General features: G+C 71.4%; 10 protein-coding genes and 2 pseudogenes. 1 reads left to right on the forward strand and 11 read right to left on the reverse strand.

The window, feature by feature from the left end; genetic code table 11:
* Nucleotides 1-121: 121 nt before the first annotated feature.
* From ACZ4WS_RS44845 to ACZ4WS_RS44860, 4 genes and pseudogenes are all read right to left on the reverse strand, one after another.
* A pseudogene (locus tag ACZ4WS_RS44845) lies at nucleotides 122-1,661 on the reverse strand (ISL3 family transposase).
* Between the two features lie 66 nt (nucleotides 1,662-1,727).
* Nucleotides 1,728-2,117, reverse strand: a pseudogene (locus ACZ4WS_RS44850) (transposase); the annotation flags it as partial.
* 52 nt (nucleotides 2,118-2,169) lie between these two features.
* Nucleotides 2,170-4,932 carry an ATP/GTP-binding protein gene (locus ACZ4WS_RS44855; protein ID WP_467989544.1) on the reverse strand — a complete coding sequence of 921 codons (2,763 nt, stop codon included), beginning with the start codon at nucleotides 4,930-4,932 and terminating at the stop codon, nucleotides 2,170-2,172.
* Nucleotides 4,908-5,486 (reverse strand): hypothetical protein, encoded by a 579-nt coding sequence (locus ACZ4WS_RS44860; RefSeq protein WP_467989545.1) that lies wholly within the window; start codon nucleotides 5,484-5,486, stop codon nucleotides 4,908-4,910. The genes ACZ4WS_RS44855 and ACZ4WS_RS44860 overlap by 25 nt, the downstream gene beginning before the upstream one ends.
* Nucleotides 5,487-5,751: 265 nt before the next feature.
* On the opposite strand from ACZ4WS_RS44860, the gene ACZ4WS_RS44865 reads away from it, so the two are divergent.
* Nucleotides 5,752-6,297 (forward strand): AAA family ATPase, encoded by a 546-nt coding sequence (locus ACZ4WS_RS44865; RefSeq protein WP_467989624.1) that lies wholly within the window; start codon nucleotides 5,752-5,754, stop codon nucleotides 6,295-6,297.
* Nucleotides 6,298-6,448: 151 nt separating this feature from the next.
* Here ACZ4WS_RS44865 and ACZ4WS_RS44870 read toward each other — a convergent pair whose 3' ends face one another.
* The 7 genes from ACZ4WS_RS44870 to ACZ4WS_RS44900 are packed head-to-tail and all read right to left on the reverse strand — an operon-like array spanning nucleotide 6,449 to nucleotide 15,256.
* Entirely contained in the window at nucleotides 6,449-7,600 is a 1,152-nt protein-coding gene (locus tag ACZ4WS_RS44870; protein WP_467989546.1) for a C40 family peptidase, read from the reverse strand.
* Nucleotides 7,597-10,350 (reverse strand): hypothetical protein, encoded by a 2,754-nt coding sequence (locus ACZ4WS_RS44875; RefSeq protein WP_467989548.1) that lies wholly within the window; start codon nucleotides 10,348-10,350, stop codon nucleotides 7,597-7,599. The genes ACZ4WS_RS44870 and ACZ4WS_RS44875 overlap by 4 nt, the downstream gene beginning before the upstream one ends.
* 2 nt (nucleotides 10,351-10,352) lie before the next feature.
* Nucleotides 10,353-10,712, reverse strand: coding sequence for a hypothetical protein (locus ACZ4WS_RS44880; protein WP_467989550.1), 360 nt, complete (start codon nucleotides 10,710-10,712; stop codon nucleotides 10,353-10,355).
* The gene (locus ACZ4WS_RS44885) at nucleotides 10,712-13,408 is read right to left on the reverse strand and encodes an ATP-binding protein (protein ID WP_467989552.1); all 2,697 of its coding nucleotides are present in this window, start codon (nucleotides 13,406-13,408) and stop codon (nucleotides 10,712-10,714) included. Before ACZ4WS_RS44885 ends, ACZ4WS_RS44880 begins: the two co-directional genes overlap by 1 nt.
* Nucleotides 13,405-13,986, reverse strand: a complete 582-nt coding sequence (locus tag ACZ4WS_RS44890) for a hypothetical protein (RefSeq protein WP_467989554.1) — start codon at nucleotides 13,984-13,986, stop codon at nucleotides 13,405-13,407. Before ACZ4WS_RS44890 ends, ACZ4WS_RS44885 begins: the two co-directional genes overlap by 4 nt.
* Entirely contained in the window at nucleotides 13,983-14,324 is a 342-nt protein-coding gene (locus tag ACZ4WS_RS44895; RefSeq protein ID WP_467989556.1) for a hypothetical protein, read from the reverse strand. Before ACZ4WS_RS44895 ends, ACZ4WS_RS44890 begins: the two co-directional genes overlap by 4 nt.
* Complete coding sequence (locus ACZ4WS_RS44900) at nucleotides 14,321-15,256, reverse strand: conjugal transfer protein (RefSeq protein ID WP_467989558.1); 936 nt, start codon at nucleotides 15,254-15,256, stop codon at nucleotides 14,321-14,323. The genes ACZ4WS_RS44895 and ACZ4WS_RS44900 overlap by 4 nt, the downstream gene beginning before the upstream one ends.
* Nucleotides 15,257-15,833 lie beyond the last annotated feature (577 nt).

Below are 15,833 nucleotides of genomic sequence, written 5' to 3' on the forward strand. Positions count from 1 at the left end.
TCTATGCCGGTGTCGACGTGGAGGCGAACGGGCTGTTCGCCGGCACCCGGGGCCGGCAGATTGTTCGGGTCTGTAAAGCGAGCGGCTCTGTCCCGTAATCGGTGGTAGCGCTGTGTAGTGATCACTGGAGGAGGATGCGGTGGCGGAGCAGGGGGAACCCCGCTCGGCCGTGCATCTGCCTCATGATCCGCTTGGTTCGCGTGTTGACGCCCTCGGTGCGGCCGTTGTGGTACGGGAGGGTGAGTCCGGCGTCGACGGCGACGCGGTCGAGTTCGAGGCCGTTCGCGAAGGAGTGCAGGTGGGGCACGTCGGCGGCGCGGACTGTGGTGATCCAGTCGGTGAGCTTGGCGTCGTTGCCCTCCGCTGGGGTCAGCAGCTGAGCGAACTCGCCGGTGAGGCGGGCGAGTTCGGTCATCTCGGGGCAGGCGTCGGTGAGTTCTCGCAGTAATGCGGTGTCCTTGTCGCGCAGGTTCTCGGGGCGGGTGAGCAGGAGGCGGGCGAAACGCTTCGGGGTGGTGACCGGCTTGTCGCCCTCGGCGCGGCCCTGGGTGATGTAGCGGTAGAGCAGGTTGAGGCTGCCGGTGTATCCCAGCTCCTTGATCTCCCGGAAGAGTTGGAGGACGGGGACTGCCGGGTCTTCCGCGCGGCGGGTGCGCAGGTGGTCGCGGTAGGGGTCGACGAGCGTGGGCTTGTAGCGGGGTGCGCGGCGGTCGCCGGTGGGCTCCTTCATGCGGGCGTACCGCTTGACGGTGTTCAGGGCGACATCGAGGCGGCGGGCGCATTCGTGCAGGCCGACACCTTGGCCGAGCAGATTGTGGACCCGCTGCCAGCGCTCGCGGGTGGTCTGCTCGCGTACGCCCCCGAGCCGGGCGGGGTTCACAGCGGTCGCCCAGCAGGCGGCGTGGGAGCGGACCTCGGCCAGGACCTTGCCGCACAGGTTGCTCCACAGGTGCCACCTGTGGACTGACCTGCACCGCTTCGGGGAGGGCCTGGCGGATCGCCTCGCCATAGGCGCCGGAGCCGTCGCGGCAGACGTATTCGGCCCCGGGATGCTGGCGCAGCCACGCGACCAGGGTCTGGGCGGTGCGGTCAGGCAGGACGTCGATCCGCTCGCCGGTCTCGGCGTCGATGATTACGGTGGCGTAGCGGTGCCGGCGCTTGAGGGCGAAGTCATCGATGCCGAGCACGCGCGGGACGCGCAGCGGCGGTACCGCCCTGCGCATGAGCATGCGCAGGGCGGTCGAGCGGGAGATCGCGCAAGCCAGCACGCGGGAGAGGCGAGCGCCCGCCCGGCCCGCTAACTCCTTGACCACGGAGCCGAGTTGGTCGGCCAGGCGGTTGGTGCGACGCTGGTAGCGCTCCACGACGCCGGGAACCTGCTCGCGGAACGTCTGCCGCGGGCAGTCGAGCACCGGGCAGACCAGACGCCGGACCCGCACCGACGCCACGACCCGCCGTCCGTCCACCGGGACGTCCGTGACCACCCGCCCGTGGAAGCCATGCACCCGCCCCGTCGGCTGCCCGCACACCGGGCACGGCACCGGATCGTCCCGGGTCTGCGCCGACACCCGGATGACCTCGCCCTCGTCCGTCACACCCTCGACGACGAGGGCCGACAGGCCCGAAAACACCACACCCACAAGCTCATTGACGTCGCGCACACCATGCCAACGACGGCCGTCACCCTTCGCTACCACCGATTACGGGACAGAGCCGCTCGCTTTTCAGACCCCGACCTGGCAGTTGGCCTGCTTGCCCAAAGCCCCGCAGTACTGGGGGGCGACCGCCACCGACATCTTCCCGTCCTTGGGGAACGACACGTCATCGACCGCCCAGGCATCCGGGCCGATCTGCGGCACCATCCGCTCCGCGATCCGCCGCCGCACCAACACCGGATCCCAGGTCGACTGGTTCACGAACTGCTGCAGGTTCTGCTCGTTGCCGTCCGGCAGCCGCTCCGCCATCGCCTGGATGGACTTGCGCCGCCCGTCCAGCATCAGCCCCCGCAGATAGCAGTCACCCTTCGCCCGCTGATCCTTGCGCGACACCGACGCGAACACATCAGCCACGAATAACCCCAACTTCGCCCGAGCCCGGTTCACTTCATGTGCATCCACACACCCACCATGCTCCCGAACACGACCGACCGAAAGACCTAACGGAGTCCTACTAGTGTCCTGCGCCGGAGATCCGTCGGCAGAATCGGGCGAGGGAGTCGAGGATTTCTTTGGCTGTCTTGGTCCAGATGAACGGCTTGGGGTCTTCGTTCCAGTCTTTGACCCATGCCCGGATGTCGGCCTCCAGTGCCTGGATGTTCTTGTGTGCGCCGCGGCGGATCATCTGGTGGGCCAGGTAGCCGAACCACCGCTCGACCTGGACGCGGCCGAGTTGGCCGGCGGCGTGGGTGGTGAGCTGGTCCAGGGGGAGCGCTCCGGCGTTCGTGTGGGCGGCCTGCTCCAGTGCGTCGACCTGCCGCGGGCGGGCCTGGGCGGCGAAGACCTCATCGAGGTGGGGGCCGCGCAACTGCACCGGCCCGATGCGGCGGCCGTGCACGCTCAGGGAGATGTAGTGCTCGAAGCGTTCCATGGTGGCGACCCGGTCGGGGCTGGGCTGGTCGCCCCACTCGGCGGTGATCGGCGCGATCGCGGACTTCGACCCGGCGGTGGTGGCCAGCGTGGAGGCGTTCTGCACCAAGGACAGCCGCACCGCGGTGGGCAGGCGGGCCAGCAGCTGTGTCATGCCGTGGACCTGGCACTTGTACTTGCGGAAGTCCTCGAACATGGCGGCGATGGTCTCCGGGGCCGCACCGGTCAGCGTGATCAGCTCATCGAAGTACGGGCGGAACGGCACCCGCTGGTCCTCGGGGGTGTCGCGCCGGGAGCGAACCGCGCGCAGCAGATCACGGGCGAGTAGCGCGGTCAGCAGCCGGTCGGTGGGCCCGTTGCCGCCCGGGCACACCCACACGATCATCCGACGGTCCATCGCCGCGCGGATGTTGTAGACGCCGACCGGCTGACCGAGGAACGCACGGGTGACCGGGTTGGCGGCGAGGCGGGCGATCGGGTTGAGGACCACGGCGAACGCGTCGGCCGGCAAGGTGGGGAACACCGTCTGCCACCAGGAGCGGGTCTCCTCATCCAGCCGGCCCGCCACCGCGGCGAGGGCCGCCGTACGGAAGGCGGCATCGGTGAGCAGCGCCCGCACGTGGAAGATGGTGGTCTGGTCCTCGGGGCGGCCGGCCTGGCAGGCGGCCTCGTTGACCGCCACCAGGACGGCCAGCGCGGCGGTCAGGATCGTGATCGCGCGCGGGGCGTTCGCGTCATCCCAGCCGAGCGCGGAGGCGTAGGCGTCGGTGACCGCCTCGACGACCTCGTACGCAGCCTGACGCTGGTGCATGCCGAGCGGATTCCACGAACTCACCCGCGGGGAGGCGCCGAGCCCGTTGAGGTCGATCAGCGCGATCCGCTGCATGAGGGTCTCGTGCGCCAGGAACGTGGTGGCGCGCGGCCAGGAGTCGCGGTGCGGGTCGAGGAACATCAGCCCGCCACCGGCGTGTGCCCAGCCGATCGCCTGCGCCAGGGCCCGCTCCGTCTTGCCGCCGCCCGCCTTGCCCACCCCGACCTCGAACAGTGTCTCCGCCGCGTAGGTGGCGACCAGGCGCTCCCGGCCGTCCGGTCCGCGGTAGATGCCCTGCAGCAGCAACTCCGGCTCACCGAAGGCGAAGGTCGGCAGGTCTCCGGCGAGCAGCGGTAGCCGGCAATGCGTGGTGGGGGGCTTGAGCAGGCCGGTCAGCTCCTCCAGCCGGACCCAGTTCGCGCGCGGGGGCCGGCAGTGTCCCAGCTGCCAGCGGCGCTCGAAGCCGCGGCGCGTGGGCCAGTGGTCAGCGCCCACCCGCCACGGTCCCAGGCGCCACCCGCGCATGGCCCACCGGGAGCGGCCGCCGAACACGTCGAAGGCGGCCTGGAGTTGGGCGAGCCGCGCTTGCGCGCGGCCTTCGGTGTTCGAGGCGCACATCACGAGCAGCTGCACCCGTACGAGGTGGTCGTCCTCGGCGAGCTTGCCCAGCGCCTGGGCCGGCTCGACCCGGCGCGGCACCGGCGGCATGACCAGCCTGCGCCCGGCGCCTCCTGCGGGCTTGTTGCTGAGCAGCTGTTGCATTTGCCAGCCCAGAGAGTCCTCGATCCCGCTGGCGTCCTGCCGCAGCCAGCGGGCTGCGCGCTGTGCTTCCCGCCGCTCGGAACGACGCGCGGCGCTCATCAACTGCAGGCGGCGGGCCCGCAGTGCCCACTTGGGGGCGCGCTGGATGTCGAGCCGTATCTCGGCGAGGTCGCCGAGCTCGGCGCGCAGGTCGGCCACGGCGTCCACGAGCGGCTGGAGCGGGTCGGGGTCCAGCGGGACCTCGCGCAGCGGGGAAGTGAGTTTGCCGCGCAGGAGGAACTCGGCGCGCACGGTGTGCGTCCGGGGCTCATCCAGGATCGGCCGGGCCCGGTTGACGGTCACGTTCGGTCCGAACGGGGTGATGGACAGCAGCCGTTCGCCCCCGGCAGGCCCTTCGATGCGGTAGCACAGCGGGCTGGAGCCGTCGGCGCGCAGCCGGATCTGTACCGCCTTCGACCTTCGCGGCGCCCACCAGGGCATGGACGTGGAGGCGCGGGCGAGTTGCACACCGCGGCGGAAGATTTCCTCCAGGCTCGGAGCGAAGTGCCGGTTGGGTACGAGCTCCAGGGCCATCCGCTCGGCCGAGGCCCGCGCCGCGAGCCGACGCACCACGGCTTCGCCCACGCCCCAGGGCACAGCGACGGCCAGGGCGAGCAGATACCAGTGGTCGTACAGCCAGTCGGCGGCGTTGACGAGCCCTGTGATCAGGCCGAGTACCTGACCGGCCGCCGTCTCATCGGCCCGGTCGGTCAGGTACGGGGCTGCGGAGTCCACGTGGATGCTCCCTTCGTCGAGGTCGTACGGGTGAAGTGGAGGTCGGTGATGCGGCCGTCGGTGTAGGTGCCGCCGCGGTCGGCGCCCGCCCACACCAGGTGCACCACAGTCCGGTCGGGTCCGCCGCCGCGGCGGGCGATCGCGGCCTGGATACGAAACCGGGTGAACGCCGGAGCCACTGCCCCGCCTTGAGCGGTGAAGACCGTGGGCCACGTGGCGCGACCGATGCCGGTGGCGTCCGCGCGCAGCACGGAGCGGCCAGCCGCCAGGAGCTGCTGCTCGTCGCCGGTGGGAAGGTCCGCGGGCCAGGCGTCCTTAAGCGCCTGCTGGATGGCCGGATCACCGGCGGTGCCTTCGCCGTGCGGCGGCAGCGCGGACGCGGTGACCGGACCCGTCGGGGCGCCAGCCGTTGACGGCCTCGCGCGGAGCCCGGTGGGCGAGCCAGCTGGGTGGTGGGTCGCCGGCGCGGCCACGCCCGAGGTTTTCGGTGAGGCCGGCCGGTCCTGACCGTGGGGCATGGCGAGCAGGAGCACCCCGCCCGCGGCGAGTAACACGGTGGTGATCAGCAGTAGACGTGCCGAGCGTGGCGAAGGTGTAGGTTCCGATCTGGCTTGTCGGACGACGCTGTTTCTCGAGCGGCGCAGGGACTCTGCGGTGCCTTCGACAACGAGAGATGACCCAGTGCGGCAGTGGGATTCGGCCCCACTTGGCGATCTTTCGGGCATGATCTGGCAATGGTGTTTGGCCTCATCTAGTCCGCGCGGCATGCTGATCCGGGCCCGACGCGCGGGCGTGGCCACCGGGGTGGGGAGAATCGCGTTGATCGTCTGGGTGAACGGTGCGTTCGGCAGCGGGAAGAGCACGCTGGTGGACGAGTTGTGTCCGCGCTGGCCCGGGGCACTGGTCTATGACCCGGAGATGGTCGGCTATGTGCTGCGGGAGATCGTGGAGGTGCCGACCAGCGACTTCCAGGATCTTCGGCTGTGGCGGCGACAGGTTGCCGACTTGGCAGTGGGGCTCGTCGAGGAGTACCGCCGTCCGGTCCTGGTTCCCATGACCTTGGTCAACCCCGGCTATATCGGTGAGATCTTCGGCGTGTTGAAGGACGCAGGCATCGACGTTCACCACTTCTTCCTCAAGGTCTCCAGAGAGGTCTTGGAGAAGCGGATCGACGGTCGGATCCATGCCCCGGATGATCCCGAGCGGGAGGAGCGGGTCCGGCGCTGGTGCAAGGACAGGATCAAACCGTGCATGGCCGCGGCCGACACCCTGCCCAGCGACACGGTGTTCCTGGACGGCGAGCTGGCGCCCAAGGAGTTGGCCGGCCTGGTGCTGGCCCGTGTCGGCGCGGGTGCAGGCCGGTAGGACATCCGGTTCATGATCGCGGTGGTGGCTGGTTGACGAGTGGGGCTTCGAACTGCTGTCAAAGCCACCGAAAAGAGGGCGCCGACCGACAAGTTGACGACAAATCACTTGGACACCGTCATCTCTTTTCGGAACCTGCACGAAGGTGTGGTCACAGCAGCCGGGCCCCTCCCGCGTAGCCGGACATTGCGTCGACCGCGTCCAGGCGGACGACGGTGCCGGGGCGGGCGGCGTTGACCATCTGTCCGCTGCCGAGGTAGATGCCGACGTGGTAGATCGTGGAATCGCGGCCGGGGGCGTAGGCGTAGAAGACGAGGTCCCCGGGTTTGAGTGCGCTCTTGCCGAGGCTGGCGGGGATTCGCTGGCCGGAGGAGGCCTGGGCGGCTGCGGTGCGCGGCAGCCGGATGCCGGCCTTGGCGTACGCGTACAGGGTCAGCCCCGAGCAGTCGAAGCCGGTGATGTTCGCGCCGCTCTTCCCGCTCGGTGAGCAGCAGAAGCCCTTGCTGGGCTCCTTGGCGTTGCCGCCGCCCCAGGAGTAGGGCACGCCCCGCTGCGAGAGCGCTGCCTCGAGCACGGTGCGGACCTTCCCCGAGATGTTCTTCAGGTCGGGGTCCTTGGTGGCCGCCGTGTACTGGTCGATCCAGCCCAGCACGTTGGAGAGGTACGCGTTCGAGTGGTTGTACTGCAGGATCGCCGTCTTGAGCTGGGACCGCTTCGCCAGGTCGCGGCCGCCTCCGCAGAGGTAGATGGCGGCGCCGAGCGCGGCGTCGTCGGCGTTGTGCGGGTCGGCGGTCTTGTCACCGTTCGCGTCCTTGCCGATTCCCTCCCACGTAGAGGGCAGGAACTGGAAGGGGCCGACTGCCCGTTCGCCCTGCGCGGTGCCGTCCCATTTGCCGCCGTCGGTGTCCGGGAAGACGGTTGTGTTGCCGCCGGCCCCGGAGCCGTTGAGGAGCACCCCGTAGATGCGGGGGCGGATGTCCCCGCCTGCGGCGATGTTCCGGCCGATGGCGTGATTGGACTCGACTTTGGCGATGCCGGCGAGGATCGGCCAGCGCATGCCCTGGCACTTGGGCACATACCGGCTCACCAGCTGGACGGCCTTCTTGTAGGCGGTGAGCATGCGTGGCGGGATGTCCGCGGCCGTGCCGCCCTCGGCGATCCCGCCGTCGTCGGTCGCGCCGGTCTGCAGTGCGACGACGGCGCTGATCGCGCTGGATACGGGGGCGGCGCAGCACACGGCGGCGAACAGCAACAGCACCACCACACACCCCCACCGCCCCAGGCGGCGCCGGGACTGCCTCACTCGCCCTCACCGTCCTCGCGCTGCCGCCGTGCCCGCTCCTGGCGCAGCCGCTCGGCGTCGGGCGCGGTCCGTCGCATCAGCTCCTGCATCCGGGCCCGCGCCTCGTCGCGCGCGGCACTTTGCGCGCCCCCACCTCCGGGAAGAACCGGCCGGGCCCGTGCTCCGCTCGCCGGAGGCCGCGGCGCACTGCCTCCCACCCGCGGAGGCGATGCCGGAGCGGGCGCTGGTGCCGCGGTGCCGCCGCCCGGATACGTCGGCGCGCTGGGCCGTGCGGAGGCTGGCCCCGTACGGCCTGCGGGGCCGCCGGACCTGGCAGGCCGCGGGGGAGCGGCCGGGCCGGTGGCCTGGGCCGGTGCCGCCCGGGTCGGCAGGCGACGGCTGCGGAACGGGCCGGGCCCGCCGCGGTCGTCGGCGTTCTCCCTCAGGACACGGGACACATGTCGTCCCGAGTCGCCCCAGGCCCGGCCGTCCTCGCGGACGGTGTTGGCCCACACCCGCACCTGCTGGCGGGCGTCCTGGGAGTAGCGCGAGCCGCCCGACCGCGCCCGGCGGACGCCTGCCGGCAGACCAACGGTCGCCCCGTAGGCGGCCCGGCCGCCCCGGTTGAGGATGCGGTAACCGCGGAAGCGGACCAGCCGGTTGTGGGCGCGCGTCGACAGCAGGGTGCGGTCGGTGTTCTGGTCGTGCAGCACCTGACCGGAGTTGCGGTCGACGACCTGACCCTGCTCGTTGCGGTACCGGTCGGGCGGCCCGCCGGGCCTGCGCGGCCCCCCACCGCCTGGACCGCCATCTCCGCCGTTGGACGGACCGCCCGTCGGCGGGTCGCCGTCGGCGGTGGGCTTGCGCCACTTGGCCAACTGCTCCCTGTCCGGCCGGCGGCCGATCAGCAGCCAGTGGGCCCCCTTCGCGCCGAGCCTCGCTCCCAGCCCGCCCACGGCCGCCGCCGCGGTGAGCGGTGCAAGACCGCGCCCGGCCTCGGCGGTGGCGTCGGCGAGCAGCCCGCCGGTGTCCACCGGCATGCCCGCGCCGTCGGCCAAGGAGGTGAGAGCGCCCATCAGCCGCTGGCGGGTGCCGAGCATCCCGAACCGGCCACCCCCGCCGGTGAAGGCGCGCAGCCCGCCGCCGTAACCGCCCAGAGCGGCGGGGGAGTTCATCGCGAGGGCAGCGCCGAGCTCGGAGGTGTCGCCGGGCATATGGGTGCCGCCGACCTTGGCGTAGCGCATCCGCATGGCCATGCGCCGGCCGAAGGAGGTGATGCCGGTCAGCAGCCTGCGGTGCCCGGCAGCCCCGGCGATGGCCAGCACGTCGATGAGCAGGATCCGCTCCACCATCAAATCGGGGCCGTTGGTGATGGTGGCGTCGACGGCGATGCCAAAGAAGGGGACGAACGCGCAGATCCCGACCAGTGCGAGGATCGCGATGCCCCACAGGGACAGCCACTTCCACACCGACTGGCGTGCGGGGCCGGGCAGCATGCCGGCGACGAAGGTGACGCCGCCGGCGGCCGCGGCGGCGGCGCAGATGCCCTGGGTGCCGAGCAGAACGATCGCGGAGGACAGCAGCATGCCGCAGATGAACAGCGCGGCAACCAGCAGCAGCCCGGCGCCGCCGACCCGCCACCAGGTGGGCTTCTCGGCGTAGTCGGCGCAGGCTTTGCCGACCGGACCGGCCTTCTTCAGGTCGGCGAGGAACGCGGCGAACTCCTGGTCCTCCTCGCTGACCACAGGGCTCGCGGCGTCGAGCAACTCGCCGCCAGGGGTGAGGGACGGCAGCTTGTCGCTCCCGCGGACGACGTCCGCGGCGTTGCGCTCGCAGTACTTCTTGCCCGGACCGTGGACCAGGCGGCAGGCGTCCTTCTGCTTGTCCGTGGTCGCGCCCGGCTTGTAGCCGCCGGTGATCCACTTCAGATGGATGGCATAGGCCTTGCGGTCGGCAGTCTTGGCGGGGTCGAGGATCCGTCCGTACTGCAGCAGCATGTACGGCTTGACGATCAGCGCGTTGGTGATCGAGTCCTGGATGGGGCGGGCCACCTCGGCCGCGGAGACGGGCCCTTCGCCTTCGCGCTGAAGGCACTTGAGTTCGGCGTTGCCGGCCAGGCCGGCGCACGGGTCTGTGCTGGCGAGCTTGCCGCCCCAGTCGTAGGAATTGACGGATCGCTGGGCGACCTCGGCGGCCACTTGCTGGGACTGGCCCAGCGGGCCGTTCTGGGTGAGCAGGTAGTCGGGGCGGACGAACGCGGAGGCGGCGAACGCGCCGATCAGCAGGGTCAGGAAGATTTCGCCCAGGCCGCGGCCGACGCGGCCGCGCACAATCATGAACCCGGCGAACACGAACGCCCAGGCCAGCAATAGGCCCTTGATGCCGAGGGTGTCGACGACCACGTTGTCGTAGGTGTCGGCGACCTTCTGAGCTGGACGGATCAGGATCTTCAGCAGCGGGAACCGGAAGGCCAGCTCGATCGCCCACCCGGCCAGTCCCACCAGCAGCCGGATCAGCGTGAACAGGCCGGACAGGGCGAAGGCAAGGGCTTGGGTCTTGAAGCTGACGATGGAGCCGCCTTCGGCGTTCAGCTCGTAGCCATTGATCGCCACCCCCTCGGAGGAGGTGATGTTCAGCGGGGCGAGCAGGTCACCGGTCTCACTGTTGCTGCTCGCCGCGTACACGACCTGGCTGTTGACCATGACGAACACGCCAGTGAGCAGCGCCACGAAGCCGGCCGAGCGGAGGGTGCCGCGGTCTGGACGCCACATTGTCAGCGCCGCCTTTGCCCAGCGGCACTGCGGCGCCGCCACACAACGAGGGCGCCCAGACCCGCGCCGGCGGTCACCAGCCGCCACGCGGCACCGGCAACGCCGTGGTGCTGGCGGGAGGCGGAGTTCTTGGTGCCGCGCTCGCAGTACGCCTTGGCGGGTCCCACGATCAGGTTGCACGGGTCCTGGTGCGCGGAGTGGGCGTCGGTGGCGAAGGCCTGCCCGGTGTGCGGCCACCACGCTTCCGGCATGCTCATCCCGAGGGCCAGGACGAGCACGTCGGCGGCGACGGCGATCACCATGAGGACGCTCGTGGCCGCGGCGACGTTCCGGGAGGAGCGGTCCCAGGAAGAAGAGGTCATCAGAGGTGTTCCTTCGGACGGGCACCGACGGCCTCACCGGCGAGCGGCCCAGAGGCTGAACCCGGGTGCGGGGCAGGGTTCGTGCGGCGTCCCGGGGTGGTGGTGATGGACGACTTGATGCGCCGGATGTCGGGGATGGCGACCTTGACGCGGCCGGTGTTCTGCCGGGGGCAGGTCAGCAGGAACTCGCCCTCGCGGCCTTTCTGACCGACGGGGGACAGGCCGGTGGTCACCAGCCGCAGCAGCTCGGGGTCGTTCGGGTCGAGGCCGACGAACTCAAGGCCCCGGCGGGCGCGTTCGCGGCTCGAGGTGCGGGCGAGTGCCCGGTAGGCCATCAGGCCGCGGTCGGGGCCGAGTTCTTCGGCGTCGTGGGATCCGGCGAGCAGGCCGGCGCCGTGCTTGCGGCCGTCGTGGAGGATCTCGTGGACCAGGGCGGTGCCCTCGGCAGAGCTGGTCAGCCAGTACAACTCGTCCAGGACCACCGCGGTGAACCGCTCGGGGTCCTCGAACGCTGTCTGGCGGGCGATCGCGGCGATCAGGTAGAGCACCGCGCGGCCGATCAGCGCCTCCAGCGGCTGCTGGTGCAGCACTTCGGGCTTGTCGAATGCCGCCTGCGGGGGCAGCTTCAGCCCCGTGGTCGTAATCACGATCATGTCGGAGGCGCTGGAGGCGTCCAGCCGGACCGGCGGCAGCGTCGGGTCGAACACCATTGCCGCGAGCGGGTTGCCGGCCACCACGCGGATGAGGCCGGCGAGGGTGGCGGCCGCGTCCTGCCGCTTGCCCGCCTCCCTTGTGGCCATCTCCTCGAGCACCTCCAGCACACGGTGCATGGACGGCTGCTCGCCGGCGGCGGCCTGCTCGACCGCGTGGTGCAAGACCTCACCGCCTGTGCTCATCGGGCCGATGCCGAGCTGCAGCGTGAGGTAGGACAGGGCGTAGTGGCGGCCTTCGGGGCCGTCGAACATGCGCAGCGGGTCGATCGACACCTCGGCCTGGGCGGCGTCGATGATCTGGCAGCGGCCCTTCGCGGCCGTACGCGCGAAGGTGGCCCACTCGCGTACCGGGGTGCGGTCGATGCAGATCGCGCAGCCACCGCGCGCCCACACCGCCTCAGCGATCAGCTTCTCCAGGACGCTCTTGCCCGCGCCCAGATCCCCGACGATCCCCATCGACGCGCTCGCGTCCTGCTTCGGCGCATCGGCGACGTTGATCATCACGGGGCGGGTGGTGCCGCGGTCCAGGTCGATGCCGAGGAACATGCCGTTCGGGTCGCCGACCTCGCCCACGGTGAAGGCACCGGACAGCGCCCAGTCCTCGGACACCTGATGCTGGGTGAACTCCCGTATGACACCGGGCCGCACCGTGCCGGGCAGGCCGAGCGTGAACAGGGCCTCCTGCAGGCCGGCCGGGCGCACGGCCCGGTAGTCCGCGCCGCCGAGCAGCGCCGCCAACGCACGGGCCCGCGCGTCGCAGATCGCGGCGGTCGGCCCCCACACGGTCAGCACGGTCACCGACTGCACCTCGACCTCGACGCTGGTGCGCGAGAGCCGGGCGTCCAGCTCGCCGAGATCACGGGCGGCCTCGGTCAGCGAGGCGGGCATGCCGGTGGGGCGGGCGTCGTACTGGTCGGCCTGGTCGATGAGCTCGTTCTTCTTGCGCCGCACCTGATCCCGCGCCTTCTCCGCGGGCACGAGGGTGAGGTCGACGGTGTAGTCGACGGGGAAGTCCAGGAGTTCCAGCTGTGCGAACAGGTCGGCGGCGTCCTGGCTGATGGCGGGCGGGCATTCGGCCAGCGCGAGCTGCGCCTGATAGCCCGTTCCGGCGTCGGACTCGACCTGCAGCCAGCGACGCCGCAGCGGGGAGGCCGTCTTGATCCGCCACCAGGCCTTGCGGCCCGACCGCGTTACCTGACCGGCGCTCCCCAGGTCGTCGACGTCGTCGAGTGCGGGGTCGATGCCGCCTTCCTGGAGGCGGACCTGGCCGAGGTCGGCGTAGCTGGGGGAGCGCAGCACGCCCTCCCGGATCTGCCCGCGGTACAGATCGCTGGTCTCGGCCTGGGCCAGCAGCGGCTCGGCCAGGCCGCGGTGCAGGGCGTGCTGGATCATCCATACGATTTCCGCGGGCCGGGCCGGGCGGAAGGCAATGCCGCCGGCGAGGGCGGCCTCCGCCCGCAAGGCCTGCTCGCGGTAGGCGCTCACCTCGCGGCGCGCCACCGGCGCGGCCCGCATGCCCAACGTCGGAGCCAGCTCCGCCCACGCCGCGCCGAGCGACGCGGACACCTGCAGGCCGGCTGCCTCGGTCTTAAGGGGCACCGCCAGCCACAGGGTTCGGCGGTGCATCTCCTGACCGTCCAGCAGATCCAAAGTGGCTTCGACGTTTTCCACCCACGGATGCGGGCCTTCGCCGTCCGCCGTCTCGGCGGGCTCGATGCCCTCGATCATGCGCAGGGCGATCTCACCCGGATCAACCTGCGCACACATGCCGAACAGACGCGGCGACCCGGACAGAGAGCGGATCAGGTGTGTGATCTTGGCGAGCTGTTCGTCGCGGACCGCGGCCGGCACGTACGTGCCCTGGACGGTCTCCTCGCGGCGGCCCTGCTCATCCGGGCCGGGGTGCAGCCGGTAGAGGGCCCACACGCTGCCGTGCGTCGACCAGACCAGGTGCCCGGCGATGTGACGGATCGGTACCCTCACCGCACACCCCCCTGCTCGGCCAGCGCGCGCAGCTCCTGCAGACCCGACACCGGCCGCACCGGCGCCGCGGGAGCAGCCGGCGCCGGGCGCCGGCGAGCGGACGGGCGCTGTGCTGCGGGGCTCCGGCGCGGTGTCCGGCCGGCAGGCCGCTGCGGCGCACGGGCGGGTGCGGCGGCCGCGGCGGGAGCGACCGCCTGCGCCTCCTCGATGGTGAAGCCGCCGAGCAGCGCGCGGGGCGCGCGGTCGCGGGCGGCCCGGCCGCCGATCCGTCCGCCGCGCGGCTGCCAGCCGAGCAGCACCCAGCCCAGGGCCGCCTGCATCGGAGCGCGGCCCTTGATCTTCGCTCGGCGCACCGCCCAGATCGCCAGCACCCAGGCCGCGATCGGCACCGGGCCCATCCCCGACCACCAGCTCATGGTCTTGACCAGAAGGAAGCCGCCGCCGACGGCGACCGCGATCTGCGCAGGCGTGTAGGGGCCGAGGGGGATGCGCCAGTCCGCGACCTTGCCCAGCACCCAGGGATGGCGGCGGGCGGAGGTGTAGAAGCGCCCCATCCGCACCGGGGCGGCCGCGCTCACAGCCGGCCTCCCGCGCCGGCGGAGTGGTCACGGACGAGGGGATCGGTACTGCGCACCATGCCGGGCATGGCGGGCGCGCCCTTGGCCGGGTTCTTCACCTCGTCGGTGAACATGTTCGCCAGGTCGTTGCGCGAGTTGTACAGACCCAGCGCGATGATCATCAGCAGCAGCGCGCCGATCCCGGCCTTCAAGGAGAACTTCTGGATCATGATGACGACCACGAGGCAGACCAGACCGGCCTGCAGACCCTTGGTCGCCCAGTCCTTGAACATCGTGATCCACGAGTCGCCGAGATCGCTCAACTGCCCGGCGAGCACCACGCTGTGCACCGTGTTCATGACCGGGCACCCCCGGCCTGGACGGTCCCGGACTGAAGCGCTGCGACTTCCCACCGGCCCGAGCGGGCCTTGAGAGCGAGCTCGTACGCCAGCGGCCACCGCCCGCCCTCGTCCCGGGCTTCCACCTGCGCGAGGATGCGGACCTCGGTGCCGTCGGCCGGCACCTGTTCGGCGGCCGCCGCCTCCTCGACGGCGAGGACCTGCTGCACCGTGACCGTCGTGTACGGGGCGGGGGAAACGGCCGGCACCTTCACGCCGGGCGCGAGGTAGCGGCTCACCTCCCCGGCGCCAGTCAGATACGCGGCAAGGAACTCCCCGACGGCGGAGGACAGATCACCCTCCGGGACGGTCACGCCGTACGACGACGTCGGCACCTCGGCCCGGGCCGGTCCGGCCACCACGCCGGGCGCACCGGTCACAGCGAACGAGGCGCCTGCGCGGTCCGCGGCCAGCGGCACGGCGTAGTACCGCACCCGGCCGTCGGCGTATTGCGCAGCCACCGTCACCGACCAGGTGCCGCCCTCGCGCTGTGCACTGCGCACCGCGGTCACGGACTGAGGCTTCGACTGCGCACCCGCGGCCGGGTCGGGCAGTTCGACGTCCGGGGCCATCGACTGCGCAATACGGGCCTGCGCACTCGTGGCGTCGTCGGCGCTGCTGCGCAGCCACGCGCCGACGAACAACTGCGCATAGCCGCCCGGGTCGGCGGCGTTGGCCGTGGTGCGCACGGCGGCGGGCTTGTTCGGTGTGGCCGCCTCGACGACGGTCGGCGTGGAGGTGACAGCGACGACCAGGGCGACGGGGCCGGTCGCGATGGAGGTCAGGACGGCCAGGCCCGAAAGGCGTACGCGGCGCCGCATCTGGTCCAGTGCGACACCCGCGGCCATCGGAGCAGCGGCCTCGCTGCCTGAGGCCTGCTTGCCAGGAGACATGGTCAAACTCCCAGGTCAGAACGTGTGATTGCTGACCTTGAGAAAACCCGGCGACCCCGACCCGACCACCGACCACGAGAGGCCGACCACGGTCACGATGGGGATACGAAGCTCATGGTCGGGGTCATGGTCGGCCCGACCACAGGCCCGACCACGGGTCGGCCGTAGGCCGGTGGGAGCTCAACCCGTCGGCCACACGTCCCCGGCCGACAAGCGCAGTGACGCCCACATGCCACACCGCGGCCGGCCCCGTACGCCGTTGCGCAGACGGACGTCGCCCGGGTCGCGGCAGGCGCCTGCGCATCGCGGCACCCGGCTGTGCGCAAGAGGACGTCGGGCGCCGCAGCGGAATGCGCATCAGCTCTCCGCAACCTGACTGCGCACGATCCCCGATCGGTTGCGCAGGCCGATTGCGCACCGCCCGGCCGGGGCTGCGCAATCGGCCTGCGCAACCACATGCACGCCGGGGCTGAAGACGCGTGGTCGGCCCGGCCATGAACCCGACCACGGCAGCCAGAGGGCTGCGTTGCCCGATCGTGACCGATGGCCGGGGCTGGTGGCCGTCAGCCTGGTCGGG

This window comes from Streptomyces sp. NPDC029292 (genome assembly GCF_055569295.1).

What these genes read in the sequence shown, in the direction of transcription:
- ACZ4WS_RS44875 (WP_467989548.1), bottom strand. Translation starts at nt 10,350, where the DNA reads ATGTGGCGTCCAGACCGCGGCACCCTCCGCTCGGCCGGCTTCGTGGCG.
- ACZ4WS_RS44880 (WP_467989550.1), bottom strand. Translation starts at nt 10,712, where the DNA reads ATGACCTCTTCTTCCTGGGACCGCTCCTCCCGGAACGTCGCCGCGGCC.
- ACZ4WS_RS44895 (WP_467989556.1), bottom strand. Translation starts at nt 14,324, where the DNA reads ATGAACACGGTGCACAGCGTGGTGCTCGCCGGGCAGTTGAGCGATCTC.
- ACZ4WS_RS44900 (WP_467989558.1), bottom strand. Translation starts at nt 15,256, where the DNA reads ATGTCTCCTGGCAAGCAGGCCTCAGGCAGCGAGGCCGCTGCTCCGATG.